The sequence below is a fragment of the Actinoplanes sp. CA-051413 genome, from assembly GCF_050955795.1.
Lineage (GTDB): Bacteria > Actinomycetota > Actinomycetes > Mycobacteriales > Micromonosporaceae > Actinoplanes.
Map to the genome: position 1 here is coordinate 2,733,506 of NZ_CP192100.1, position 25,082 is coordinate 2,758,587.

Here is a 25,082-nt window from a genome sequence, read left to right on the forward strand (position 1 = left end):
CCACGGGAGCGTCACTGCATCGCCGAGGGTGTCCGCAGGTGACGGCGCTGCCCGATCTCTTCCAGCCAGCGCACCAGCTGATGATGCACCGCATCGGCGCCGATCAACGGGGTCTCGGCGAGCGGCCAGTCGGCCGGGTGGATGAGCACCGCCTCGCTCTGCCAGCCGCCGAGGCCGCCGTGGCAGCCGACGAGTTCCTCATAGGCGGCGACCTCGTCCGTCCCGGGGTCGATGGGGCTGTTGATGACCAGATCGCCGACGTGCGCCAGCGTGTCGTGACGCCGCACGTCGGCGATCGCCTGCGGGCCGAACGCAGCGAGCGGGTCGTCGCCCTCGACACGATCCTCGTCGAGGTAGCGCCGCCCATTCTGGCCGAGCACCACGGCGCCGTGGTCACGGGTGCGGACCACGATGAACCCGATCCCGGCATGCGCCGTGAGCGTGCCGACCAGTCCCGGATAGAGCTGCTCGATCTCGTGCAGGAAAAGCCGTCCCGGTTGCCGGGTGAAGTAGATCATCGACAGATTTCCCGAGGCGATCAGCACCAGGTCCCCAGCGGCGGGTTGCCGGGCAACCCGCCGTCGCGCCCCGACATCCACTTGACCGTCGTGGGTCCGGGACCGGAACGTGCGCCTGGTGATCCGGCCCGCCGTGCCGCCCTGCTGCTCGATCTGGGTGAGGAACGTGTTGACCGGGCCGACGGTCTCGTCCAGTCCCGTCGCTGCGGTCACCTCCCCGGCGGCCATCGTCCGGCGGACGAGATCTTCCAGGGTCATGCCGTAGCGCTGCCGGAAGGTCGCGCCCTGACTCTGCCCGTGGTCGGAAAGCACGACGAACCGATAGGGGCGCGGCGCCCGGGCGGCGAGGTTCTCGAGGACCCCGATCAGGCGGTCGATGCCGGCCAGCGAGGCCAGCGACTCGGGGCGCGTCGGCCCGGCGTGGTGTGCGATCTCGTCGTAGTCGGTGAAGTCGCAGAAGATCGACGCGGTACCGGCCATCATCTGGTCGGCGATCAGACCGGCGTTGAGGTCGCGCAGCAGCACGTTGGTCACCCCGCGCAGCAGGACGTACGAACCGTGCCGGCGGATCCGGGGTTCCACGCCGCGTACCCGCTGCAGACGGGACTGGTGCAACTCCTTGATCATCTCGGCCGCGGTGAGCACCACCGACCGGGTCAGCCCGTAGGGATTGATGAAGAACGTGGCGAAACTGCGCGACGGTCCGCGCCGTGCGGCCCGGTTCACCAGGCCGCTCATGGTCAGCAGGCTGGTGGCGGCGTCGCCGGAGAAGATGTTGGAGATGCTGACCCCGCCGTCGGCGAGCAGCCCGCGGCCGTCGCTGAGGCGCGCCTGGATCACCGCGGCATCCTTCGGGCGATTGGCGACCAGCAGCGTTCCGCTCTCCTTCTCGTACCAGCGGAAGGCCGGGACCTGGTCGCTGCGGCCGTGCAGCAACCCGGCCTGGCTAGCCGGCGTGGTCGCCGGTAACTGCGCGTGCCAGTCCGTCAGGTGATGCCCGCCGGAGCGGATCCACCGGCTGAGCGTGGGCAGATCGCCGGAGCGCACCGCCCAGCGCAGCAGCGGTGCGGCCAGCCCGTCGATCTGCAGGAACACCACCCCGGGCCCGGTAGCCGGCGCTCCGGCGGCCTGGGACGACTGGCGCACCAGGTGGGTCAAAAAAGCGGCGCTGTCGCCGGCGGTCGCCAGCCAGGTGATGATGCTCATCAGGAAGGCGAAGAGCCAGGACGCCCAGAACGCGTTCCAGAAGCCGTCCACGTGAATGCCGGGAGTAAGGCTCAACGCCAGGTAGAACAACAATGCCTGCGCCCCGAAGCCGGCCGCCAGGACGCCGGCCCAGCCCAGGAGCAAGGCGAAGGACGTCATCAGCGGGCGCAGCCCGGCGGCCAGCAGGCCGAGCAGCGCGGTCGCCACCAGCACGTCCGCCGCCACCCCGGCCGACACGCCCGGCACAACCCGGATCGTGAACGCCATCGCCAGCCAGCCGAAGATCAAGGTCATTGTCCACCGGCGGAGTTCGGCCCAGCTCAACCGGCGACTCCGGAGCAGCTGAAGGCTGCTGCGGGCTCGCGATCTGTCGCCTTGTACGTCCACGTTGATCGCCCGTCTCCGAGGTGTCCGGCAATGCCGCCATTGCACGCGATCCGGCCACGGAGCTGAACCATCCCGGCCGGGTGAACCTCGGCCGCGCGGGTTCATGCGCCGGGGGTGATGGCAGCGCGGCACGGACGGCGCAGCGTGATCTGATGACTCGCTCGAAGATCGCACCGTTCGCGGACCGCACCGTGGCGGATCGGGTCCAGCTCGGCAAACACGCGCGCAAGGCCACCCCCTTGGACTCGCATGCCGATCTGACGATCCGCTCCGACCGGGATCCGGTCACCATGCTGGTGGCCGAGGACGCCACCCGGGTACCGGAACTCGTCCCGATCCGCTACGGCCGCATGCTCGTCACGCCGTTCACCTTCTACCGGGGCGCGGCCGGTGTGATGGCCGCCGACCTCGCCGGCACGCCGATCTCCGGCCTGCGCACGCAGACATGCGGGGACGCCCACCTGTCGAACTTCGGCCTCTTCGCCTCGGCGGAGCGCACTCTGGTGTTCGACATCAACGACTTCGACGAGACTCTGCCGGGTCCGTGGGAGTGGGACGTGAAACGGCTCGTCGCCAGTCTCGCCATCGCGGGCCGCAACAACGGCTACTCCGCGAAGCAACGCCGCCGGGTGGCGGTCGCGGCGGGCGCCGCCTATCGCACGGCGATGCGCGATTTCGCCCGGCGGACCAACCTGGAGGTCTGGTACGCACAACTCGCCATCGAGTCCCTCGTCGAGCAGTTGGGCACGGTCCTGGAGCCCAGCCAGGTGAAGCGCACGAAGGAAGCGCTGCAGAAGGCCCGGACCCGGGACAGCCTGCACGCCCTGGACAAGCTCTCCTCCGTGATCGACGGCGAGCGTCGCATCACCGCCCTGCCTCCGATCGTGGTGCCGGTCGAAGATCTGCTCCCGGACGCCTCGGCGGACAAGCTGTTCAAGGAAATGCAGGACCTGCTCCACGGTTACAGCCGGACGCTGCCGCCGGAGCGCCGGCAACTGCTCGCCCAGTTCCGCCTGGTGCACATGGCCCGCAAGGTGGTCGGGGTCGGCAGTGTGGGCACCCGCTCGTGGATCCTGCTGCTGCTCGGCCGCGACGACTCCGACCCGCTGTTCCTGCAGGCCAAGGAGGCCGAGGCGTCGGTGCTGGAGGAATACGTGGGCGCGAGCGAGTTCGCCCATCACGGCGAGCGGGTGGTCGCCGGCCAGCGCGCGATGCAGGCCAGCGGCGACATCTTCCTCGGTACCCGCCGGGTCCAGGGCATCGACGGGCAGGACCGCGACTTCTACGTGCGGCAGTTGCGCGACTGGAAGGGGTCGGCCGAGGTCGAGAAGATGCGCCCGAGCGGCATGGCTGCCTATGCCTCGCTCTGTGGCTGGACACTGGCCCGGGCGCACGCCCGGTCCGGGGACCGGGTCGCGATCGCGGCCTATCTCGGCTCGAGCGACCGTTTCGAGCAGGCCGTCGCCGCATTCGGCGAGTCCTATGCGGATGTCAACGAGAAGGACTACGCGCTGCTGATGGCAGCCGCGCGAGACGGCGTGGTCCCGATGCAGACGGGGATGTGACGGTGCTGACGGGACCGGTCAGCTCGACGCCGGAGCGCTGGGTCCGAGGTCGGCACAAGCGGGGGCCGCACCGAAGGCGCTTCGGACGACCTGAGTGCGACTGTCCACCGAGCTGCGTACGGCGTTCAGGTAGGCGCCGACGTCGGCGCCCGTGGCGGACAGGGTCGCGGTCAACGACAGCAAGGCTGTGGTGGTCTGCGTCGCCGTAGTCGCCGCGGTCACCTTGCCCGCGGCCACCCCGAGCTGGTCCACCGCCTCCCGCGCACGCTGCGACGCCGTCTGCAGTTGCTGTTGCTTGGCGACCAGGTCGGGGTCGGCGCCGGCCGGGAGCGAGGTCAGCGCCGTCTGCACGGAGGCCGCGGACTCCTGGACGGCGCCCACCCGGACGCCGACCTGTGCGCGGATCTGCTCCGCGGTGGTCGAGGAGCTCGACGGGTCGGTCGGCACGGCCGCGGACAGCTGCTGGACCGACTCGCGCAAGCCGGTCGATGTCACGCAGACCTGCTGAGCCCAGGCGACGGACGCGCCGGCGGGCACGGCTGCCGGTGCCGTCGTCGAGGCCGGTGCAGGGGCACTCGACGAGCCCTCCGGGTGGCCGCATCCCGCGAGGGACACAGCCGAGGACAGGGTGGCGATGATGATGGTGGTACGACGGAAAGCCATGCGGCGAGCTTCGTGCGGCCTTCCCCGCCCGGCATCATCCGAGCCGGGTGAAGGGCGGCGGTAGTTCATCCGTACCGGACGATCCGCGGTTGCGGTCCCAGGACTGAACTGGTTTCCGTGACGACCACCGATCCCACCACTCACCTGGTCCCGGCGGACGCCGGGCAGGTAGCCGCGGCGCCGGCGCCGGCGCTGCACGCCGGGATCCCGCGCTGGGTCATCAGGTCCGGCATGACCGGATGGCTGCTCCTCGGCCTGGCGGGCTTGGCCGCCGTCATCATCCTTCTGCTCGCCTACGCCAACCGGCTCGTCACCCCCTTCCTCGCTGCCATCGTGCTGGCGATCGTCTTCTCGCCGGTCGTCGACGCACTCCAGCGGCGTCACGTGCCGCGGATCGTCGGTGCCACGGCCGTGCTGCTCGGCCTGCTGGGCTGCACCGTCGGTCTCGTCTGGGCGATCGGGGCGGCCCTGGTGGACCAGGCGCCGGAGATCGCCGCGCAGTTCAAGGCCGCGCTCGTCGATGTGGCCGGGCGGCTGACGAGCCTGGGGCTGAGTACCCGGACGGCCACGCAGGCGACGTCCGCCGCGCAGGATGCCGGGACATCCACCACGTCGTTGTTGCTCGGCGGGGTGTTCTCCGGGCTGCGCGGGTTGTCCTCGCTGTTGTTCGGGCTCTTCATCGGCAGCGTGATCTTTCTGTTCATGCTGCTCAACGGCCGGCGGTACGCCGACTGGGCGGCCGGGCGCAGCGGCCTGGCGCCGTCGGTCGTCGACCCGGTGATGTCCGACTTCGGGTCGGCGATCCGCGGCTACTTCCGTGGCACGACCATCATCGCGGCCAGCAACGCCGTCCCGGTCGCGATCGCGGCCTGGGCCCTGAACGTGCCCCTGATCGGCACGATCGCGCTGATCACCTTCATCACCGCTTACGTGCCCTTCTTCGGAGCGATCATCGCCGGCGTCTTCTGCTGCCTGATCGCCTTGGGTGCACAGGGGCTGCCCGCGGCGCTGATCCTGCTGGCCGTGCTGCTCTTCGTGAACAACGTGCTGCAGAACTTCTTCGCACCGGTCGCCTACGGTTCCTCGCTCAACCTGGATCCTCTCGTCGTGCTGCTCGTCACGACGGCGGCCGGGCTGGTCGGCGGGGTCGGCCTCATCGTGCTGGCCGCACCCCTGACCGCGGTGATCAGCCGGACCACGCGGCGGCTGGCAGCCGCCCGCCAGCTGCACCAGGACCGGGCGGGCGGCCCGTCGCCCGCCTGAACGCATCCATCCATCCACACTGCCTCGAGGTGATGATTCATGACGAATGCCAGACCAGCCCCTGCCCGGGTCGACGCCGGCACGCTCTGGGCCGGCGGCGCCGCCGCCGGGGTCGTGGCGGCGCTGATCGTGGTCGTCGGCATCCTGATCTGTCGGGGAATCCTGGACATCGCGGTCCTGGCGCCCAAGGGCGAAGGTGTGTGGGGAGACGCGGACACGGTCACGTACGCCGCCGGCGCCTTCCTCGTCGCCCTGGTGGCCACCGGGGTCATGCACCTGCTGATGCTGGCGACACCACGACCCGCCACGTTCTTCGGCTGGATCGTGGTGCTCGCTACGGCCATCGCGGTCTTCGCGCCGTTCGCGGTGAAGGCCTCGACCGAGAGCCGGGTGTCCACCGCCGTGATCAACTTCGCGGTCGGCCTGGCCATCGGCACACTGGTCGCCGCCTCCGCCCGCAGCGCGGCTCGCAAGGCCGCGCTCGCCGGACGTCCGCCGCTCGCACCGCCTACCTATCGGACCAGGTAGCGGGAGGGGACCGTGCCGACAACCTCTGATCGGGTGCGCGCCGAGCCGGCGCAACCCAGCACCACGGCCCAGAGATGGCTGGCCCGCGCCGCCTTCGCGCTGGCCGCCGCCTCGGTGACGGTGCTGCTGGGATTCGCCGGGCTGCGGGGGCTGTCGATCGTCCTGGTGGGTGCCGCCGGGCTCGTCGTCCTCGTCGCCGGCGGGTACTGGTTTCTGGCCGAACGCGGCCTGCTACGGCTCGGTGCGGCCGCGCTGCTGATACTCGCGCCGGTGACCGTGCTCATCCTCTACATCCGGGCCGAGCTGTTGTGGGTGGCGCTGCTGTCACTGGCGTTCTTCCTGCTCGCCGGCGTCGCGGGGGTGTCCGCGCTCGCCGCCGACCGGGAGGAGACCGGCATGGCGACGTACGACGCACCGCCGGCCCAGCGACCCTTCCTGGTGATGAACCCCCGCTCGGGCGACGGAAAAGTGGTCCGGTTCGGGCTGCAGGCCAGAGCGGAGGCCATGGGGGCGGAGGTCGCCCTGCTGGACGGCCCGGGCATCGTGGACGTCGCCGCCCTCGCCCGGGACGCCGTCGCGCGCGGTGCCGACCTGCTCGGCGTCGCCGGCGGTGACGGCACGCAGGCGCTGGTGGCCGGGATCGCCGCGGAGCACGATCTGCCGTTCGTCGTGGTGAGCGCGGGCACCCGCAACCACTTCGCGCTGGACCTGGGGCTGGACCGCGAGGATCCCGCCACCTGCCTGCAGGCTCTGGTGGACGGAGTGGAGACCCGGGTCGATCTGGGGCTGATCGGTGGCCGTACGTTCGTCAACAATGCCTCGTTCGGGGCGTACGCGGAGATCGTGCAGAGCCCGCAGTACCGGGGCGACAAGACCCGTACGACGTTGGATCTACTGCCGGACCAGCTCGCCGGGCATCGCGGCGCTCGGCTGTCCGTGCACGTCGCGGACGTGACTGTCGAGGGGCCCCAGGCGGTGCTGGTGAGCAACGACCCGTACGGCTCCACCGATCTCGCCGGGCTCGGCCGCCGGTCACGCCTGGACAGCTGCGTGCTCGGCGTCGTCGCCGTCTCCGTGGCCAGCGCTCGCCAGGCGGTCGGGCTCCTGCGCCGCAGTCGTCAGCAGGGCCTCGTGCGATTCACCGCGGCGGAGGTCGTGATCGACGCCGACGCGGCCGAGATCCCGGTCGGGATCGACGGCGAGTCGGTGCTGCTCCGCACGCCGGTGCGCTGCTGTACGGTGCCGCGCGCGCTACGGGTCCGATTGCCGAAAGGCCGTCCCGGTGTGCCGCCGGCCAAGCCGGCCCTCGACTGGGTCCGGTTACGCCAGTTGGCGTTCACCCGGCCGCACCGGGCGATCACCCCGGGCGGGTGAGGACGCCGACGGCACCGGACACGAGGCTGGGAAACACGATCGCCGGGGTCACTCCGGCACCGAGAAGAGAGGTCGGGCGATGGCCGGCGTGGAGATCAAGAGGAAGATCAGGATCAGCCGCAAAGAGGCGGGGGCGCGCCTGATCGAGCTGGGCAAGGCCCTGACCGCGGCACCCGAGGCCGAGCTGGAACTCGACGGTGACTCGATCAAGTTCACTGTCGCCGACGACCTGGCCTGGGAGTTCGAATTGGAGGTCGACGGCAACGAGGTCGAACTCGAGATCGAGCTCAAGTGGTCGCAGGCGCCGGTCGCCTCGCCGGCGCCCGACCCCGCGCCGCCAGCGAGGCGTGCCCGCAACTCCCACCGCGGTAACACCGGCTAGCGCAGCTGGTCGAAGGCGGTCTCCCGGGCGGTGCCGGCGGCGGCCAGCGCGAGTGCAGCCACCCCGGCCAGATAGGCCGGCACGGCCCACCACGCGCCGGCCTCCGCCAGCAGCGTCGCGACAAGCGGTGCCGTCCCGCCCGCGACGGCCGTCGCGACGCCGTAGGTGACGGCGATCCCGGTGGCCCGCACCGACGTCGGGAACAACTCCCCGATGACCGCGGTCACCGTGAGCATCCCGATCACACAGCCCATCACGATGTCCGATACCAGTAGCCCCAGGCCGGAGTGGCCGGCGAGCAAGAAACCGGGGAAGGCGAAGCCCGCCAGGGCGAGCGTCGACGCCACCAGCACCGGGCGACGCCCGACCCGGTCGGAGAGCCGGCCGGCCAGCGGGGCGGTCACCGCGGCGCTGGACAACCCGAGGATGCTGATGCCGAGAGCCTGGTAGAGCGGCATCGCCCCGGTTGCGGCGAGATGGCTGGGCAGGAAGACGAACCACAGGTTGAACGCCACCGAGAGGGCCGCCACCAGCACCAGGCCCCGCGCGATCCGCCGGCCGCGTCCACGGAGCACATCGCGGACGACCCGCGGCGAGGCCGGATCCACCACCGCCTCGAACATCCGGGTCTCGTCCAGCCGGCGCCGGATGAAGCGGGCCACCAGGCCCAGCGGCGCGGCGATGAGGAAGGCCAGCCGCCAGCCCCAGTCCCGCAGCGCCGGTCCCGAGCAGAGCGCGGTGAGCAGTGTGGCGATCCCGTAGCCGGTCGCCATGCCGATCGCGATGCTGGCGGTGTGCCAGCCGCCGTACCAGCCGCGCCGGCCGGGCGGCGCGGACTCGAGCAGGAACGTCACCGAGCTGGGGACCTCACCGCCCGCGGAGAATCCTTGCAGGAGCCGCAGAAGCAGCAGCAGGACGGGCGCCAGCACGCCGATCATCGCCCACGTCGGCAGCACCGCGATCGCGGCGGTCGCCACCGTCATCAGCGCGATCATGCTGCTGAGGGCGCCGCGCCGCCCGAGCCGGTCCGAGCGTCGTCCCACGATCGTCGCGCCGAGCGGCCGGACGATGAACGACGTCGCGAAGATCGCGAAGGTCACCGCCAGCGCGGCCCGGCTGCCGTTCGGGAAGAAGACCTGGGCCAGCACGGTGGAGAACGCGCCGAAGATCGCGAAGTCGTACCATTCCACGGCATTGCCCACGCACGCGCCGATCAAGGTCCGTCGCGAGCTGCCGACATCTGCCCTGGTCACCATCTTGATCACCGTACGGAGGGGTGACGCTCGCCGATGTCCCGGGCGAACGTCGAAGAGCCGGTTCCGGCTAGCCGATCGGGTCGTGCCAGGTGGCACCCTCGGGCAGCAGCTCGTCGGCGTCCTTGGGACCCCAGCTGCCGCGGACGTACGGCTGCACCGGCACCACGTCATCGAGAATGGGGTCGACGACCCGCCAGGCCGCCTCGACCGTCTCCTGGCGGGCGAAGAGCCAGCGTTCGCCGGTCAGCGCCGCCTCGATGAGCCGGTCGTACGGACGCATGTCGGAGCCGGGCAGCTGGGCGAACGCCAGCTCGTTGGCCTGCGGGACCCAGCCCGCCCCCGGCCGCTTGCCGTTGAGGCGCAGTCCCGTCTCGGTCTCCGGCCAGATCCGGAACCGCAGCACGTTGGGCAGCAGGGGTGCGTCGAAGCGCGGATGCTGCTGCTCCGGCCGGTGGAACCGGATGGTCACCTCGGTCGCGGTGACCGGCATGCACTTTCCGGCCCGGATCGCCACCGGGACCCCCGCCCACCGTGGCGAGTCGATCATGAGCCGCAACCCGACGAAGGTCTCGGTGCCGGACCCCGGGGCGACACCCTCGACATCGCGGTAGCCGTCGTACTGCCCGCGGACGACATCGTCCGCAGCGGGCGGCCGGATCTGACCGATCAGCCGGCCCTTGCCCGCGCGCCAGGAGTCCTGGCCGCTCACCGTGGGCAGGTCTGCCAGCACGCTGGCGAGCACCTCCAGCATGTGGTTCTGCACCACGTCCCGGATGGCTCCGGTGCGGTCGTAGAACGCGCCGCGGCCGGCGACGTCGAACGCCTCGGCCATGGTGATCTGCACACTGTGCACGTGGTCGCGGTGGAGCAGCGGTTCGATCACCGTGTTGGCGGTCCGGGTGAACAGCACGTTCGCCAGGGCGTCCAGCCCCAGCCAATGATCCACCCGGTAGACGTGATCCTCCGGGAAGTACATGTTCATGGTCCGGTTGAGCTCCTGGGCGCTGCCGAGGTCGGAGCCGAACGGCTTTTCCACCATCACACGTGCGCCGGCGGCCCGTCCGCAGCCGGCGATACCCTGGGCGATCCGCGCGAACAGCGGTGGTGGCACCTCGAGATAGAACAGCGCTGTGCCGTCGCCGCCGATCTGCTCGGACATGGCCGTGTACGTGGCGTCGTCGCCGAGGTCCCCGTCGACATAGCGGAGCAGCGCCAGCAGCTTCGACGCCGCGGGAGTGGCCGCATCGATGCCGTTGAGACGCAGCGAGGCCGCGGCGTAGTCACGGAACTGCTCCAGGCTCCAACCGCTGTTCGCGACGCCGATCACGGGAACGGTCAGCACACCGCGCGCGACCAGGCCCACCAGGGCGGGAAACGTCTCCAGTTTGGCCAGGTCGCCGGTGGCCCCGAAGATCACCAGGGCGTCCATCCGATCGGTCATGGTCACGAGAACTCCTGCTGGAACTCGGTGAGGATGATCCGCGCCGCCGCTTCGATCAAGGCGAGGTGGGAGAATGCCTGGGGGAAGTTCCCCAGGTGGCGACCGGTCTCCACATCGAATTCCTCCGCGTACAGCCCGAGCGGCGAGGCGACCCGCAGCAACCGCTCCATCAGGTCACGGGCCCGCTGTTCCTCGCCGGCGATCGCCAGCGCCGAGACGAGCCAGAACGAACAGATGAGGAAGGTGCCCTCCCGGCCGGCCAGGCCGTCGTCAGTCTCCTCGGTGCGGTAGCGCAGGACGAACCCGTTCTCGGTGAGCCCGTCCGCGATCGCGTTCACGCTGGCGAGCAGCCGCTCGTCGCCGTGCGGGAAGAAGCCGAACATCGCCGCGAGCAACGTGGACGCGTCCAGCGAGTCGGTCTCGTAGTGCTGGCGCAGGACGCCCGCGTCGGTGACGCCGTGGGCCAGGATGTCCTGCTTGATCTCCTCGGCGGTCGCCCGCCACTGCTCGGCGAGCGCACGGTCGGAGCGGATCTCGGCGAGCTTGGCGGCCCGGTCGAGGGCGACCCAGCACATCAGCTTCGACGAGACGTAGTGCTGGGGTTTGCCCCGCGCCTCCCAGATCCCCTGGTCCGGCTCGCGCCAGACGGCCGTAGCGCAGCGGGCCTGGGACTCGACGATGGCCCACAGCCGTCGCGGCAACCGCTGGCTGCGGCGGTTGTGCAGCAGCACCGAGTCGAGGACCGCGCCGAACACGTCGTTCTGGCGCTGGTCGAAGGCCCCGTTGCCGATCCGCACCGGGTGAGCCCCGGCATAGCCGGACAGCTCCTCGCGGATCGACTCGGTCAGGTCGCGACGGCCGTCGATGCCGTACATGATCTGCAGCGATCCGTCGTCGTTCGGTTCGAGGTCGGCGACGAACTGCATGAACTCGTTCGCCTCCCAGTCGAGGTTCAGATAGTGCAGCGCCTGCAGGGTGAAGGTCGAATCGCGCATCCACGTGTAGCGGTAGTCCCAGTTGCGCTCGCCGCCGGGCGTCTCCGGCAGCGATGTGGTCAGCGCGGCGACCGTGGCGCCGGTCGGCATGTAGGTCAGCCCCTTGACGACCAGGGCGGCGCGCTGGATCGGGTCGCGCCAGCGATGATCGGGCAGGCGGGCGCGGTTCAGCCAGGACCGCCAGTACCGCGTGGTGGCGGCCAACCGGCGGCGGGCGTCGTCGAGGTCGGGCACCTCGTCCGCGCCCCAGGACAACGCGCAGTAGATCTCGTCGCCGACGGTCAACGCCCGGCGGCCCCGTACCCGGTCGCCTTCCTGTCCGAGCGCCAGGTCCGTCTGCAGCCGGAGCGTCTGCCCGGCACCGGTCGCCTCGGCCTCGTGCCGGCCGCCGTCGGCCTTGACGGACCATTCCGCCGGTGTCCGGCCGTAGTCGAAGGCCGGCTCGCACACGAGCTCGACCTCGACGGTGCCCTCCAGACACCGGGCGGTACGCACCAGCAGGTGGTCGGCGTCGTCATCCGCCGGCGGACGGGTGTGCGGAGTCACCATGTCCTCGTCGGTGTGCGGACCGACGGTCAGGGCGTCGCGTACCTCGATCCACCCGGTCGGTGTCTTCCACGTGGTGACCATGACGTTGGTTCCCGGCTCGTAGGCACGCGCCGCGGGATGGTGGATGCCGAAGGGACCGAGCCGGAAGTAGCCGGCCTGCCGGTCGAGCAGCGTGCCGAACACACTCGGCGAGTCGAAGCTCGGGACGCAGAGCCAGCCGACGCCGCCGTCCGGTGCGATCAGCGCCCCGGTATGGCAGTCGGAGAGAAACGCGTGGTCGGCGATCGGCGGGAACGGCGATGGCGCGGCCGCACTCTGTTCGCGCGGCGCACGGTCGTTGGTGGCAGTCATGACGCCTCCTTCGGACGTCATCGTCGTGCCCGCCGACCGGACACCGCCTCATCCGGACAGGGTGAGGGCCGGGCGGACACTCATGGCGATGCTGACAGAGGGCCGCGACGACCTTGACGGGTCGTGAACCACGGCTGAACAACTCACGGGAGGAGGGGCTACCGATGACGCTGGTCGGACTGCCACCGCTCGACGCTGTCGTCGCCGGGGATCCGCTCTCGGAGATGATCGAGGCCTACGAGCAAGCGGTACGCGAGCTGCAGGCGCTCAAGCACGATCGCAAGCGGGTGGCTCGTAAGCTGCGCGCCGAGGAAGAGCTCCGGCCCTGGCAGGTGGAACTGCTCAAGTTGCAGAGACATCTCGAGCAGCGCCGCATGAGGATGATCGTGCTGTTCGAGGGCCGCGACGCCGCCGGCAAGGGCGGCACCATCCGGCGCGTGACCCGGTACATGAACGAGAAGCACTACCGCGTCGTGGCGCTCGGCAAGCCGACCGAGGACCAGCGCTCGGAGTGGTACTTCCAGCGGTACGCCGCGCAACTGCCGGCCGGCGGTGAGATCGTCCTGTTCGACCGCAGCTGGTACAACCGCGCGATGGTGGAGCCGGTCTTCGGCTTCTGCACGGACGAGGAGTACCAGAACTTCATGCTCGGGGTGACGGGCTTCGAAAAGGACCTGGTCCGGCAGGGCACCGTCCTCGTGAAGCTGTATTTCAGCGTCACCCGGGAGGAACAGCGGCGCCGATTCGCGCGTCGGCACACCGATCCGTTGCGGCAGTGGAAGTTCAGCGAGATAGACGCCCAGGCGCAGGACCGTTGGGACGAGTTCACCGAACGCAAGTACGAGATGATCAAGCGCACCGACACGGCGAGCGCCCCGTGGGTGGTCATCCGCTCCGGCGACAAGCAACGGGCCCGGTTGAACGCCATGAAGGTGATGCTCAACGCGGTCGACTACCAGGACCGCGACGAGAGCCTGGACTTCGCACCCGACACCAGGGTGGTGACTTCCGGGAAGCAAGAGGTCTATCTGATGGAGGCCGAGCGCGTGCGCAGCGGCAGGTTCACCAGCTGAGCACCGCGTCCTCCTGTTCATCCCGGTCGGATGAGTTCGCGGAATCCTCAGCTGGGGAGCCTTGACTCCAGAACTTCCCGCGTACGAGCGAAAAGGAGCCATCATGGTGCACACGCAGGAGCCCGCTGCCTCGGCGGCCGGCAGGCGGGAGACTCACGAGGTGACCGGATGGGTCGGCTGGATACTCTTCGCCGGCATCATCATGTTCACCGGCGGTTTCTTCAACGTGATCGAGGGCATCGTCGCCCTGGCGCGGGACGACTTCTACCTGGTCGCCTCGAGCGGTCTGGTCATCGACGTCGACTACACCGCCTACGGTTGGGCACTGCTGATCTTCGGCCTCATCCTCGTGTTCGCCGGATACAGCGTCATGGCCGGCCGGACCTGGGCGCGGGTGACGGCCGTCGTCCTGGCCGTGGTGAACGCGATTCTGCACATGGTCTTCATGCCCGCCTATCCGCTGTGGTCCATCATGGTGATCACGCTCGACGTGTTCGTCATCTATGCCCTGGTCGTACACGGCAGGGAGATGAAGGACTACAAGTCGTAGGTCCGGCCGGGGTCCGCCGCGAAGCTCGTGGTGACGTGCTGGCCCGGTACCCGCTCCTGCCGGCGCGCCAGGAGCACCAGCGCCCGCTGATCCATCGCCGTGAGTTCGGCATCCGTGAGGCCGCGTGGGGAGAGCCCTTCGGCGGCCACGGTGGAGATCTCGACACCCAGCACGAGGGCCTGGCTCATCAGATACAGCAGCGTGAAGACGCCGACCACCGTCGCGAAGCTGCCGTACACCAGCCCGGCCCGAGTGATCAGGGCAGGAAGGACGGTTGCGGCAGTGTGGAGGAGGGCGGTGACGGTGGTGGCCGCCACCGCGCCGCCCACCCACATGTCGCCCAGCCGCACCGGCCGGCAGACCAGCACCTTGTGGACCACGACGATCACGGCGAAGACCGCCACGCCGGTCGCTATCCCGCCGGCACCCCGCTGAACGGCGGGAAGCCGCAGGACCGTGTCGGTGACGACAGTCGATCCGGCGGCCAGCACGCCCGTCACGAATGACAGGGCCAGCACCAACAGCACCCTGGTCCAGCGGCTGACCAGTCCGAAACGGTCCCGCCAGGCAACCCCCCACATCTTGTTGACAGCGAAGTACACGGCCAGCACACCACCGGTGCCGGAAAACAGAAGACCGACCAGACCGACAGCGAACGGGACGCCGCTCGACGGCAGGTCGGCCAGGGCTTGCTCGACGCCGGGCCGCAGCTGCGGCCTCACGAGCCGATCGAGCACGAGGCTCCGCCACTCGGGCTGCCCGCGCAGCAGCTCGGTGACAGCTGCCGTGGCCAGCAGGAGGAGAGGGAACACGCTGAGGAACCCGTAGTAGGTCAACTGCGCCGCCAGCCGGGGGCCATCGTCGTCCGAATACTTACGAAACACCGCCCAGGGAAAGCCGAGAACGCGGTGACGGCGCTGAACCATGTCGAGCCGATGCAGGATTCGCGACATCACTTCCGCCATCCGTCGGCCGATCGCCGCCACCAGGTCTCGGCGAGGGTTTCGAAACGGTTCGCCCGCCAGCGCCTGACCCGCAGCAGCAGACGCTTGCCGGAGAGCTCGAGCACCGTGTAGGACTGGCTCTCACCCGCGCGGATCCGCCGGGAGCAGGCCGTACCGCTCATCACCCCGATCATGCGACGCCGCAGACCCGGCCAGGCCTGCGACAGATCGACCTGGGCCTGCACATGGTCGTGTCCGCACAGCACCACATCGACTCCGACTCGGGCGGCCGCATGCAGTGCCCGCTCCGCACCGCGCACGACCCGCTCACGGGGGCGTTGCCTCGACCGGAACACCGGGTGATGCGTCATCAGCACTCGCAGCCGAGCCGGCTGCGCGAATGCGGTGCCGATCCGAGCCACCTGGCCGGCGTCGATCCGTCCACCCTTCCACAGGTACGGCCGTGGAGTACTCAGCCCCAGGACCTGCAGACCACCGAGGTGGAGCAACGGTTCCGGATGGGCGTCGACGACCCAGCGATAGCCGCTGAGCGGACGCACCGCCCGGATCAGCGGCCGGTCCAGGGGCAGGTCATGATTGCCGGGAACGCTGGTCCACGGACAGCCGATCGATTCCAGCCATGCCCGTGCCGCATGGAACTGCACGGCCCGCGCGCGCATGGTCAGGTCGCCGCTCACCAGCACCCGGTCCACGTCCTGGCGGACGAGATCGGCCCGTAGGCCGGCGACCACCGCGGGATCCTCGGTGCCGAAGTGCAGATCCGTGACATGGGCGAGGCGGATCGGCTGCATCAGGGCATCATTCGGCGGACGCGCGGTGTGAGGCTGTCTGCAGCACCGTGCGCCGCGGAACCAGCGAGTGTGGGCCGAGCCGGCCACCGAACCAGGTGCTGATCCCGGCCACCGTCAACGCCAGCGCCTCGACCAGCAAGAGCCCGGAATCCGTCCCGCGGTACTCGGTGCGCAGCCGGGTCAGCACGATGACCGTAAAAACGATCAGCACTCCGAGATCCAAAAGCACTCCGAAGGTGCCGAGCCGGGCAGCGCCAACGGGCCGGGTGGCCATGACGTCGACACTGATGATCCCCACCGCGACCGCCCCACCGAGCAGACCAGCGATGATGGTCCAGTAGGCCACCGTCCCGAGCAGCCGTGGCGCCCCGGCCAAGGTGGCCACATCGAAGATGATCGCCATCGTGAAGAGCCCCAGCGGGAACATCAGCAGGAGGGGCTGCACCGCATTGTCCGCGACCCGAAATCGACTTTCCACGCGACCGTCACTTCCCTCGCCCAGCTCCGACTCTCCGAGCTTGGGCCGCCGAGGAGACCGGCACGTCATCCCCTGCGAGCGAGAAGATGTGACTCGCCGCAGACGCTGCCCCACGGCGGAAGGTCGACGTAAGGCCGGCCGAGGCCAGTCCGACGCTGTACCGATCGAACACCCGGCTTTCCAGCGAATCGGTGAGCCGCCGGTCGCGAGCGCTTCGCAGGACTGGCCCGGCGCACCGGCGCCGACATCAGCATCCCGACGGCCGAGCGCGGTCCTGCAACCGGCACACGGCCGGGGCCGGAACTGATGACCGCGGCATGCAGCCGCGGGCGTAACACTGCCAGCACAGACACTCCTGCAGCGCCGCCCGTACCGTTGAGTGCCGGAGCCCGCCCGCTCGGTTGTGCGAGAAGGTGAAGGGCAAGCATCCGGGTCTGCGGGGAGCGTGGCGGACGACGTCTGTATGTCTGAAAGCAGGGAGCGCCCGTCGACCAGCCATCCGACACGCTCGAGCTCTGGCGCGTACCGCTGACGCTATCGCCGAAACAGCTGAGGACAGCGTCCACGTCCACGACGAGGCGGTCGGACATCTGCCAGGGGCGGGCAGAACACGCCGACCGCGACCGCCGTCTCGCTGCCGCTGAACGCCTCCGCACACGCTTACCGCAACCACCAGGTCCCGTCGGACGAGGTCCGTCAAGTGATCCGCGAGGCCCGTCCCGACGGCGGCGCGCAGGATTCTCCAGAGATTAGCCACCGCGATGGCCGCTGAGCAGGTTGCCGGGTGACCTCCTCGGATTGCGAGCCATCTGGCATGCGGACCTGCCACCGAGCGTGCGCGCCGGCCGTCGAGAGCGGTCGCGCGGCGTGATCGGCGCCGGCCTGGCTCGGGCGCACGCTTGTGCCAAGAAGAGTGTGTTGCCGCGCATTTCCTATGACCGGCACCCACTGTCCCGGACTCAGGGGGTAGCGGGTAACCCGGCGCGGCACAGCTCAAGTGCGTCCCGAGCACCACGCAGGGCTGCGATCACGTTGGGCGAGGGCCGCACGTGCACCTCGGCAAAATCGAGGCCGGCTGATCCCTCGGGGATCGGGTAGGCCAGCTGCTCATGCCCCAGCCGGAACTGAGCGTCGATGCCGGTGCGGTTGCCACGCGGATCCTGGCGATGCCAGCGGCCCCCGAGGTATACGGCGACGAGGCCGTGCAGGAAGGGTTCTCGCCCGGCGGTCAGCTGTTGGTAGCACAACCCAGCCGGAACGCTGGCGGCCCGGGCCACCGCCACCAGCAGGTGCGACTTGGCATAGCAGAGGCCGACGCCGGCGCTGAGTACCTCGCCGGCGGTGACAGTGATCCGCGGATCCTGGGCGTCCACGGAATGCCGGATCCGGTCACGAACCCATTCGAAGGCGGCCCGCGTGAAGTCGACGTCATCCGGATGCGCCGCGCGCAGTTCACCAGACAACGCCCGCACTGCCGGATGGTCCACCTCGACGACCATGTCACCGACCAGGTACTCCATCGGTTCGCCCGCGACCAGTTGCATAACTGTCCCTTCCCCGCGGCTGGTCGGATCAAGGCTCTCCATCGCGCCGTGGACCCGTCAAGGCCGCCGCCGTCAGCCGATGCACCCTCTTCGGCCTTCGAACGAACATACTCATCTAATAGGTCCTGTCAGCGTCGCCCAATCTTCAGTCCTCCGGTTACGGCTCAAGCCTGCCACCGAACTCGCCGACCTGATCGCCACCGAAGAACTCGGCTGGCCAGATGCTGGCGCCGAAACTCGTTGCCGCCGTACGGCGGGGCGGGCGCAGCACCTGGCTGTACTCAGCCCTCGCAACAGTTCTGTTCCGGCGCGCTGGACGTGGCGGTAGAGGCGTTCGCCAGCGTGAAAGCGGGTTCGCCGGTGCGAATCCCCAGGGCGGGCATTCCTGACGTGGTCGCTACCCTGCTGCCGTGGCAGAGATCGACGGGGACCCCGCAGGCGACAGCGCTCGGCCACACCGGCTGGCGATGCCGGTGTCCGTCGTCGTCCTGGCGATCGTCCTCGCCACGGTGTCCATCGGGCTGCTCAGGAACGCCTTGCACGGGTCGCCGGCCGGCCCGGCCGAGCCGGCGGTTGCCGCTTCACCGGCACCCCCTGCCCCCTCGGGTACGGCACCGATGGACCAGACCGCCTTCATGTGCATCGAGCAGACGAACAACCCCCACTGCGCACGCTACGTCTCCGACCTGGCGCGGCGGAGTCCTCTTGATGGCTCCCAGCGTGCGGCTGCCGACACCGGCCGCGTCCGCATCGAGGCGGCCTTTCCGCCGGACCGCGAAGGACCCTGCGAGTACGACGAGACCGGCGAATTCTGCTCGATGGAGATCCTGCCGCCGACGATAACGCAGGTTCGTCTGGCACTACGGCGGGCGGGGATCGCTGGAGCGGTGCTCCGCACGGCTCGCGCGGACGATCCCGCCCCGGTGGGGAGTGTCCTGCTAGCGGTGCCGGCCGGCCCGGCATGCCTGCTGGCGTATGACGACGGTGACGGACTGCAGCAATGGACCGCGGGACAGCTACCGGACGGCACCTGCCTCCCTCGGTGACAGACCACCGAGCTTCCACGTCGCCGCGCGTCGGGCGGCCGCAGATAATCGACCGGGCCGACCGATCCGGCTACCCACGAGATGACCTGTCCTGCGACAACGGCATGGACCACTTCCGGAGTTGCGGCGGGAATCGCTCCAGCGCGTCACGGGCCTGCTGGAGCGCCGCGAACAGTTCGGGGCTGCACTCCTCGAGCTCGGTGAGGTCGCCGCGCAGGTGCAGCGACCGGGCCCACAACACTGACCGGCCCTGCTCGAGCAGCTGGACAGCCACCTCGGCTTTCGCTGCCGTGATGGCCGCGCCCGCCGGGGCCGACGCCAGCCCCTACCAGGCAGCCAGGTGGCCTTCCCGGGCGGTGCGGTCGAGACCGTGCCACGCGACCTGGGGAAGCAGCTCCAACGCGGCAACGGACCTGGACCGGCTCACCCACGAGGGACCTCTCGCCACGGCTCTGAGCACGCTCGACGAACCGGCGGTCCGGCGCTGACCGAGCGCCGACGCGTCACCGCCCAGCTGGCCTGAGGGAAGCGGCGACTGAGCTCCCTCGGGTAGTGCCGTCTACGAGCGGCCGGACCGTCTTCGCCGGAGGACGACGGAAACGGCCATGCCCAGCAGGATGACCCCGGCGGCCGCGACCAGCGGTAGGTGCGACCCGCCGCCGGTCGGTTGCTGCTTAGCGACGGGCGGCGCGGCGGCCGGTTTCGGTTCGCCGCAGCGGGTCGAGCCGGGCCGGTCGGGTCCGGCACGCTGCACGTCGACCAAGGCCGCGCAGTGACCGATGCCGGGTGCTGCGACGTCGATGGTGACCTGCCAATCGCCTTCGGGGAGCGTGCCTTCGTAGACGGCGGTGGAGGTGCCCTCCAGGCGGGTGAGCGCGCTCGGGCCCACTTGGGTGCCCGCGGACGACACGGCGACGAGGGTGCCGGCAACCGGTTCGATGACCGGGTGCCCGTCGGCCCAGAGAAGGTCGACGGAGACGCTGCCCCGGCCGTCGTCGATGACGGTGAGGATGATCCCGGCGTGTGCCTGCGCCGGGGCGGCCGTACCCACCGCGATCAGCACCGCCGCCAGGACGCCGCACCACCAGCTTCGCCGGTGGTGCGGCGGTGCTCCGGTCGTTCCGATCACCTGACGTCGGCCGACCATGCCTGTTGGCGTACACCTGACGGTTTCTGCAGGGCGAGCAGCGGCCGGCCTGCGTAGGTGGCGTTGCCCGGGCCGGCCACGAGGCCGCCGGTGGTCAGGGTCAAACCCGCATCGGTACGGGTGACTTGCCACGTCGCCGCCGTCGCGCAGTCCTTCTGGACCAGCACAGCACCGGCCACGGCGGACCCCAGCGGGCTGACGCACTTGCCGGTCGCCTTCGACACCAGCTTGCCCCCGTCGAGGCGCCACGACTGGCTGGCCTCGCCGGTCGCGACCTGGGTCACCAGGGGCGTGCGGTCGGCGCTGCGGGCCCCGTACACGTCGGCGGTCTCCCCGGTGAGGGCGTTGGACAGCGAGAACCATTCACCGGCCGGCGGCACGGCCGCCGCCGGGGTCGAGACCGCGACCTCGTCGGTGTAGTCGGCCGACCCCTTGGTGATCTTCATGCGGTAGGTGCGTCCGGGCGTGAGGCCGGTGATCGTGACCCCGGCCGAGCGGATCGTGCCGAGCGTACGACCGTCGACGACGACCCCGTAGCTGCTGCCCGAACCCGCCGACGGCCAGCTGAGCCGAGCCGACGTGGCGGCGAGCTGCGCGACGGTGAGCTTGGCCGGCGCGGGACCCGGATCCGCGCTGGGCCTGGTCGGGCTCGGCGCGGGCGTGGTCGGTGCCGGCTGGGAGCCGCTCGGGCCGAGCGTGGGCGGCGTGGTGCGGCTCGCGGACGGCGACGGGACCGGCACGCTCGGCGTGCCGGACGGACCGGCCGACGGCGTGGCCGAGGGTGACGGGCTGGGCGTGGGCTCCGGCGCCCCACCGGTCTCGCCGGCGATGAGGAACTCGTTGCTGGCGACGTTCCAGTGCGAGGCGAGGTAGCTGCCGGGCTGCGGATCGGTGCTGTAGTAGTCGTCGTGGTTGCAGTCGAGCCGGTTCTCCTTGGCCCGGTCCGTACACACGATCTTCACCGTGGTCTCCGGTGCGTCCTTGTAGCACATGACGTCGTAGTCGTCGACGCAGTGACCGGCCTTGCTGGAGTTCGGGGCGCTGTTACTGACCGCGCCGAGGTTGTGCCCGAGCTCGTGAGCCGCCACGCTCGCCGCCCAGCAGCCGGTGTCGCTGCGGCCGTACGACGGGCCGGCGTTGCTGCGGTTGCGCGCCGAAGCCTGGTCGTCGCCCGCGAAGGTGCCGATGCCGCAGTACACGTTCGATTCGGCGAAGATCATGTACTTGCGGTCGGTGCGGTTGAAGCCGAGAGTCTTCAGCGCGCTGATGGTCTTGCTGAAGTCGTCGAGCTGGCCGTCGGGCACCTCGACCTCGCGGACGTCCACCCGGCAGTCCGAGGTGGTGACGTAGCGCAGGTGCCGGTTTCCCCCGGTGTCCTGGGCGCTCGCGTCGTAGATGGTGTCCACGCCGGCGGCCCACGTACGGAAGGAAGCCTCGTAGGCGGCGAAGCGGCTCGCGGTGGCGGCGGCGCGGACGTACAGGACCTGGACCCGCTTGCCGCTCTGCCCGTCGCCCTCGCAGACCACGTCGCCCGCGGCGGCCGCCGCGCCGGCAGCCGTGGGGGCGGCGGCCGGCGTCAGGGCGAGCGCGTCGGGCTGGCGCAGGGGAGCCGTCCGGGACGGCAGTGCCGGTTCTTTGCGGACCGCGGCGACCGGCGGAACCCGCTTCTTCACGCTGAGGCCGGGAGGCGCCTCGTCGGGGCCGTGCGAGCACCGGCCGGTGCCGATCACCTCGTACTCACCCGCGCAGGACGTGCCTTTCCCGCCGGGGCGCAGGCCCTTGTGGATTAGGCCTTCGCCGGGATCGTCGGCGGGCACGGAGGTCAGCGGTTCGGGTTCGGACACCGCTACGGTGCGCTCGCCCTGCGACGACGTCGAGGGAAGCAGCCAGGCGCTGCCGAGGGCCGAGGGAATACCGACGAGCCCGACCGCCAGGACACCGGTCGCGATGAGCGCGACGCGGCGCAGGGGGCGTCTGCGGCGGGGAGAGGACATGAATGCGGAGCCTTCCGGGGTGGGACGGGCAGGCCTCGATCGGCGCCGTGGTGGCGGACGCCAGGAGGGGCCCCGACGGTATCGCCGCATCGACGCACGTCACCGCTCTTAACTGAGACTTAATGTCGGCCTAGGCCACGTTTGAGTCGTCTCGCGCGGCTGATGCCAATACGTCGCCAAGTCGTGATCTACGGACGTGTGCCGGTGGCGGTCACGGCAGTATCGGTCACCGCTATGACCTCGCCGACAAATAGCCAGCTTCAGACTGCCTCAATGATCGTCGGCCTTTTCGTCGGGATCATCACGATCGCCACGTGCGCACGCTGAGCGGGGCACGTGGAGTGTCTCCGTTCCGCCAGGCCGCCTTCGCCCCTCCTCCCGTCCGTCAGTTCGGCTGCTGCTCCGTTCGAGGTCGTGGCGTCGCGGGGGACTCGGGGGGTGCCGGAAGGGACGTGCCTCGGTCCGGCGTACCGGTGCAGTTTGAGCTTCTCGTGGATGACGGCTGGCGGTTTCCGGGTGGTTCGGTACGCCAGGTCCTCCAGGTAGATCCACAGGTTGCTGTTGCGCTTATCTCGTTCGGCGCGCACGAAGGGCTCGATCGTCTCCCAGATGCGTCGGGCCTGAGGGCCGTTGGAGCCAATGACCAGCTCCTCCTTGACGATGCCGTGTGCGACCAGCTTGCCGAGGTCGTCGTAGAGACCGCCGACCATGCGCAACTGGGACCGGGCCTCCAACGACAGGTCCGTGTACGGCCGGACCGGTTGCCGCGGAAGCTCGTCGAAGATGAACTGTTGAGCGTCGAAGAACTCCTGGGTCCGGAACCGGCTGAAGACCTGGAGCACGACTGGCAGGGCGTAACCGTCCATCGTGGTTCGTGTCTGCCGGAGCGCGAGCGTCCCGGAGACGATCAGGGAGCCGACGGAGATGGCGATGGAGATGAGGGAGATCGCTGTCTTGGCGTCCACCGATCCAAGGTAATCGATCCTCATGGCCGGCCTTTGTGATGGCGTCGAGCTGGTCGCGGGGCATCCGCTGAGGTGGCGCCTCGGTCAGGCCCAGCCGGTCTTGGGCCGGGTGGTGGAAGTTTCGTTCACGGCGCATCTCGATGACGTGGTCGGTGAAGGCGCTGTGCAGCGCCTCCGCGCGCCACCACGTCGGCGACGGACATCGGGGCGCCGTTGATGACGACGGGATCGGCGTAGAGCTGGGCGAAGGCCGCGCGGTCGGCGGCGACCGGCACCGCCCAGGATCGCGCTGCGCGGCCTGGCTGGAAAGGCCGCACCGCGAGACGGTTCCCTTTCGGAGATCCGGGCGTAATTTGTGGGGTAGCAGGTCGTCCCTCCGGCACTCAGCGGCGAGGAGTCACCGATGAACCAGCTGATCAACAACCCGGCGAATGTGGTCGCGGACGCGCTCCGCGGCATCGCCGACGCCCATCCCGAGCTTCACGTCGATCATGAGAACCGCATCGTCCGCCGCGGCGACGCCCCGGTCGAGGGCAAGGTCGGGCTTGTCTCCGGAGGCGGCTCGGGTCACGAACCGCTGCACGCCGGCTTTGTCGGTCCGGGCATGCTGGACGCGGCCTGCGCCGGCGAGATCTTCACCTCCCCGGTGCCCGACCAGATCATGGCGGCAACGAAGGCCGTCGACGGCGGTGCCGGGGTACTGCACATCGTCAAGAACTACACCGGCGACGTGATGAACTTCGAGATGGCGGCCGAGCTCGCCGCGGCGGAGACTGGCGTCACCGTCCAGGCCGTCGTGACCGACGACGACGTGGCGGTGCAGGACAGCCTCTACACCGCCGGGCGTCGCGGGGTCGGCGTGACCGTGCTGGTGGAGAAGATCGCCGGTGCCGCCGCCGCGCAGCGGCGGCCGTTGGCCCAGGTGGCCGACATCGCCCGCAAGGTCAACGCGAACGGCCGCAGCATGGGCGTGGCGCTCTCCTCGTGCACGGTCCCGACCGCCGGCAAACCCACGTTCGACCTGCCGGACGGCCAGATGGAGGTCGGCATCGGCATCCACGGCGAGCCGGGACGCCGCCGCGTGCCGCTGGCGCCGGCGGCCGAGATCGCCGAGATGCTCGTCAGCCCGATCCTCGGCGACCTGGACTTCACCGGCCGGGACGGCGTGATCGCCTTCGTCAACGGCATGGGCGCCACCCCACTCATCGAGCTGTACGTCATGTACCACGAGGTGGCGGCGATCCTCGCCAAAGCGGGCGTCTCCGTCGCGCGCTCGCTGGTCGGCCCGTACATCACCAGCCTCGACATGGCCGGCTGCTCGGTCACCCTGCTCAAGGCCGACGACGAGATCCTGCGGCTGTGGGACGCGCCGGTGCGGACCCCGGCCCTGCAGTGGGGGACCTGACCCGATGGACGGCACCGTGGACACCGTGGCGCTGACGAGCTGGGTGCGGGAGTTCGGCCGGCTCGTCGCGGCCGAGAAGGAGCGGCTGACCGAGCTGGATTCCGCGATCGGCGACGCCGACCACGGCGTCAACATGGACCGCGGGATGACCGCGGTCCTGGCGGTGCTCGCCGGCGAAGCGCCCACCACCCCGGCCGACGTGCTCAAGCGGACGGGGATGACCCTGGTCAGCAAGGTCGGCGGCGCCAGCGGCCCGCTGTACGGCACGGCGTTCCTGCGGATGGCCGCCGCGGCCGGGGGCGCCGACGCGCTCGACGCGCCAGGTTTCGCGAAGGTGCTGCGGGCCGGGCTCGACGGGGTGGTCGCCCGCGGCAAGGCCGAGGCCGGCGACAAGACGATGTACGACGCGCTGGCTCCGGCGGTGGACGCCCTGGACGGGGCGCTGGCCGCCGGTCAGCCGCTCGGCGAGGCGTTGCGGACGGCGGTCGGTGCCGCCGAGCGGGGCCGGGACGCGACGATCCCGATGGTGGCCCGCAAGGGCCGCGCCAGCTATCTGGGCGAGCGTAGTGCCGGCCACCAGGATCCGGGTGCGACCTCGGTGACGCTGCTGCTGAGCGCGGCCGCGACCGTGCTCGGCGGGGACTGA

Annotated in this window: 23 protein-coding genes; 10 read left to right on the top strand and 13 right to left on the bottom strand. The window is 70.2% G+C overall.

Annotated elements, in window-relative coordinates:
- Positions 1-11: 11 nt before the first annotated feature.
- Positions 12-2,018 (bottom strand): alkaline phosphatase family protein, encoded by a 2,007-nt coding sequence (locus ACQP2Y_RS13020; RefSeq protein WP_433727679.1) that lies wholly within the window; start codon positions 2,016-2,018, stop codon positions 12-14.
- Positions 2,019-2,263: 245 nt separating this feature from the next.
- On the opposite strand from ACQP2Y_RS13020, the gene ACQP2Y_RS13025 reads away from it, so the two are divergent.
- Entirely contained in the window at positions 2,264-3,676 is a 1,413-nt protein-coding gene (locus ACQP2Y_RS13025) for a DUF2252 domain-containing protein (protein WP_433727681.1), read from the top strand.
- 18 nt (positions 3,677-3,694) lie between these two features.
- On the opposite strand, the gene ACQP2Y_RS13030 is transcribed toward ACQP2Y_RS13025, so the two are convergent.
- Positions 3,695-4,339: a hypothetical protein gene (locus tag ACQP2Y_RS13030; protein ID WP_433727683.1), complete on the bottom strand. Its 645-nt coding sequence runs from the start codon at positions 4,337-4,339 to the stop codon at positions 3,695-3,697.
- Positions 4,340-4,456: 117 nt separating this feature from the next.
- On the opposite strand from ACQP2Y_RS13030, the gene ACQP2Y_RS13035 reads away from it, so the two are divergent.
- The 4 genes from ACQP2Y_RS13035 to ACQP2Y_RS13050 all read left to right on the top strand — a co-directional run bounded on the left by ACQP2Y_RS13035 (position 4,457) and on the right by ACQP2Y_RS13050 (position 7,886).
- Entirely contained in the window at positions 4,457-5,602 is a 1,146-nt protein-coding gene (locus ACQP2Y_RS13035; protein WP_433727685.1) for an AI-2E family transporter, read from the top strand.
- Between the two features lie 39 nt (positions 5,603-5,641).
- On the top strand, positions 5,642-6,130 hold the full coding sequence (locus tag ACQP2Y_RS13040) for a DUF6069 family protein (RefSeq protein WP_433727687.1): 489 nt from the start codon (positions 5,642-5,644) through the stop codon (positions 6,128-6,130).
- Between the two features lie 12 nt (positions 6,131-6,142).
- Positions 6,143-7,504 carry a diacylglycerol/lipid kinase family protein gene (locus ACQP2Y_RS13045; RefSeq protein ID WP_433727689.1) on the top strand — a complete coding sequence of 454 codons (1,362 nt, stop codon included), beginning with the start codon at positions 6,143-6,145 and terminating at the stop codon, positions 7,502-7,504.
- 79 nt (positions 7,505-7,583) lie between these two features.
- The gene (locus ACQP2Y_RS13050) at positions 7,584-7,886 is read left to right on the top strand and encodes an amphi-Trp domain-containing protein (RefSeq protein WP_433727691.1); all 303 of its coding nucleotides are present in this window, start codon (positions 7,584-7,586) and stop codon (positions 7,884-7,886) included.
- Here the strand turns inward: ACQP2Y_RS13050 and ACQP2Y_RS13055 are convergent.
- The 3 genes from ACQP2Y_RS13055 to ACQP2Y_RS13065 form a co-directional block, all read right to left on the bottom strand.
- Positions 7,883-9,142 (bottom strand): MFS transporter, encoded by a 1,260-nt coding sequence (locus ACQP2Y_RS13055; protein WP_433727693.1) that lies wholly within the window; start codon positions 9,140-9,142, stop codon positions 7,883-7,885. The genes ACQP2Y_RS13050 and ACQP2Y_RS13055 overlap by 4 nt on opposite strands.
- Before the next feature lie 67 nt (positions 9,143-9,209).
- Complete coding sequence (locus ACQP2Y_RS13060; RefSeq protein WP_433731927.1) at positions 9,210-10,583, bottom strand: glucose-6-phosphate dehydrogenase; 1,374 nt, start codon at positions 10,581-10,583, stop codon at positions 9,210-9,212.
- 2 nt (positions 10,584-10,585) lie between these two features.
- Entirely contained in the window at positions 10,586-12,478 is a 1,893-nt protein-coding gene (locus ACQP2Y_RS13065; RefSeq protein ID WP_433727695.1) for a glycoside hydrolase family 15 protein, read from the bottom strand.
- Between the two features lie 164 nt (positions 12,479-12,642).
- Between ACQP2Y_RS13065 and ppk2 the strand changes: the two genes are divergently transcribed.
- A complete protein-coding gene (gene ppk2 / locus ACQP2Y_RS13070) occupies positions 12,643-13,551 on the top strand; it encodes a polyphosphate kinase 2 (protein ID WP_433727697.1) in 909 nt (302 codons plus the stop codon).
- A gap of 103 nt (positions 13,552-13,654) precedes the next feature.
- Positions 13,655-14,101, top strand: coding sequence for a DUF7144 family membrane protein (locus ACQP2Y_RS13075; RefSeq protein WP_433727699.1), 447 nt, complete (start codon positions 13,655-13,657; stop codon positions 14,099-14,101).
- Here the strand turns inward: ACQP2Y_RS13075 and ACQP2Y_RS13080 are convergent.
- From ACQP2Y_RS13080 to ACQP2Y_RS13095, 4 genes are all read right to left on the bottom strand, one after another.
- The gene (locus tag ACQP2Y_RS13080; RefSeq protein WP_433727701.1) at positions 14,089-15,087 is read right to left on the bottom strand and encodes a YihY/virulence factor BrkB family protein; all 999 of its coding nucleotides are present in this window, start codon (positions 15,085-15,087) and stop codon (positions 14,089-14,091) included. The two genes, ACQP2Y_RS13075 and ACQP2Y_RS13080, sit on opposite strands and share 13 nt — an antisense overlap.
- On the bottom strand, positions 15,054-15,857 hold the full coding sequence (locus ACQP2Y_RS13085) for a metallophosphoesterase family protein (protein ID WP_433727703.1): 804 nt from the start codon (positions 15,855-15,857) through the stop codon (positions 15,054-15,056). The genes ACQP2Y_RS13080 and ACQP2Y_RS13085 overlap by 34 nt, the downstream gene beginning before the upstream one ends.
- 7 nt (positions 15,858-15,864) lie before the next feature.
- Positions 15,865-16,302, bottom strand: a complete 438-nt coding sequence (locus tag ACQP2Y_RS13090; protein WP_433727705.1) for a DUF2231 domain-containing protein — start codon at positions 16,300-16,302, stop codon at positions 15,865-15,867.
- Between the two features lie 992 nt (positions 16,303-17,294).
- Positions 17,295-17,879, bottom strand: a complete 585-nt coding sequence (locus ACQP2Y_RS13095) for a transglutaminase-like domain-containing protein (protein WP_433727707.1) — start codon at positions 17,877-17,879, stop codon at positions 17,295-17,297.
- Positions 17,880-18,289: 410 nt separating this feature from the next.
- Between ACQP2Y_RS13095 and ACQP2Y_RS13100 the strand changes: the two genes are divergently transcribed.
- Positions 18,290-18,925: a hypothetical protein gene (locus ACQP2Y_RS13100; RefSeq protein WP_433727709.1), complete on the top strand. Its 636-nt coding sequence runs from the start codon at positions 18,290-18,292 to the stop codon at positions 18,923-18,925.
- Between the two features lie 70 nt (positions 18,926-18,995).
- Here the strand turns inward: ACQP2Y_RS13100 and ACQP2Y_RS13105 are convergent, their stop codons facing one another.
- From ACQP2Y_RS13105 to ACQP2Y_RS13120, 4 genes are all read right to left on the bottom strand, one after another.
- Positions 18,996-19,199 carry a hypothetical protein gene (locus ACQP2Y_RS13105; protein WP_433727712.1) on the bottom strand — a complete coding sequence of 68 codons (204 nt, stop codon included), beginning with the start codon at positions 19,197-19,199 and terminating at the stop codon, positions 18,996-18,998.
- 285 nt (positions 19,200-19,484) lie between these two features.
- Positions 19,485-20,072, bottom strand: a complete 588-nt coding sequence (locus ACQP2Y_RS13110) for a hypothetical protein (RefSeq protein ID WP_433727714.1) — start codon at positions 20,070-20,072, stop codon at positions 19,485-19,487.
- Positions 20,051-22,066, bottom strand: a complete 2,016-nt coding sequence (locus tag ACQP2Y_RS13115; RefSeq protein WP_433727716.1) for a zinc-dependent metalloprotease family protein — start codon at positions 22,064-22,066, stop codon at positions 20,051-20,053. The genes ACQP2Y_RS13110 and ACQP2Y_RS13115 overlap by 22 nt, the downstream gene beginning before the upstream one ends.
- A 260-nt stretch (positions 22,067-22,326) precedes the next feature.
- A complete protein-coding gene (locus ACQP2Y_RS13120) occupies positions 22,327-23,031 on the bottom strand; it encodes a DUF4760 domain-containing protein (RefSeq protein ID WP_433727718.1) in 705 nt (234 codons plus the stop codon).
- Positions 23,032-23,434: 403 nt separating this feature from the next.
- Here ACQP2Y_RS13120 and dhaK point away from each other — a divergent pair, with 403 nt between their 5' ends.
- Both dhaK and dhaL read left to right on the top strand, forming a co-directional pair.
- Complete coding sequence (gene dhaK, locus ACQP2Y_RS13125) at positions 23,435-24,436, top strand: dihydroxyacetone kinase subunit DhaK (protein ID WP_433727720.1); 1,002 nt, start codon at positions 23,435-23,437, stop codon at positions 24,434-24,436.
- Between the two features lie 4 nt (positions 24,437-24,440).
- On the top strand, positions 24,441-25,082 hold the full coding sequence (dhaL, locus tag ACQP2Y_RS13130) for a dihydroxyacetone kinase subunit DhaL (RefSeq protein WP_433727722.1): 642 nt from the start codon (positions 24,441-24,443) through the stop codon (positions 25,080-25,082).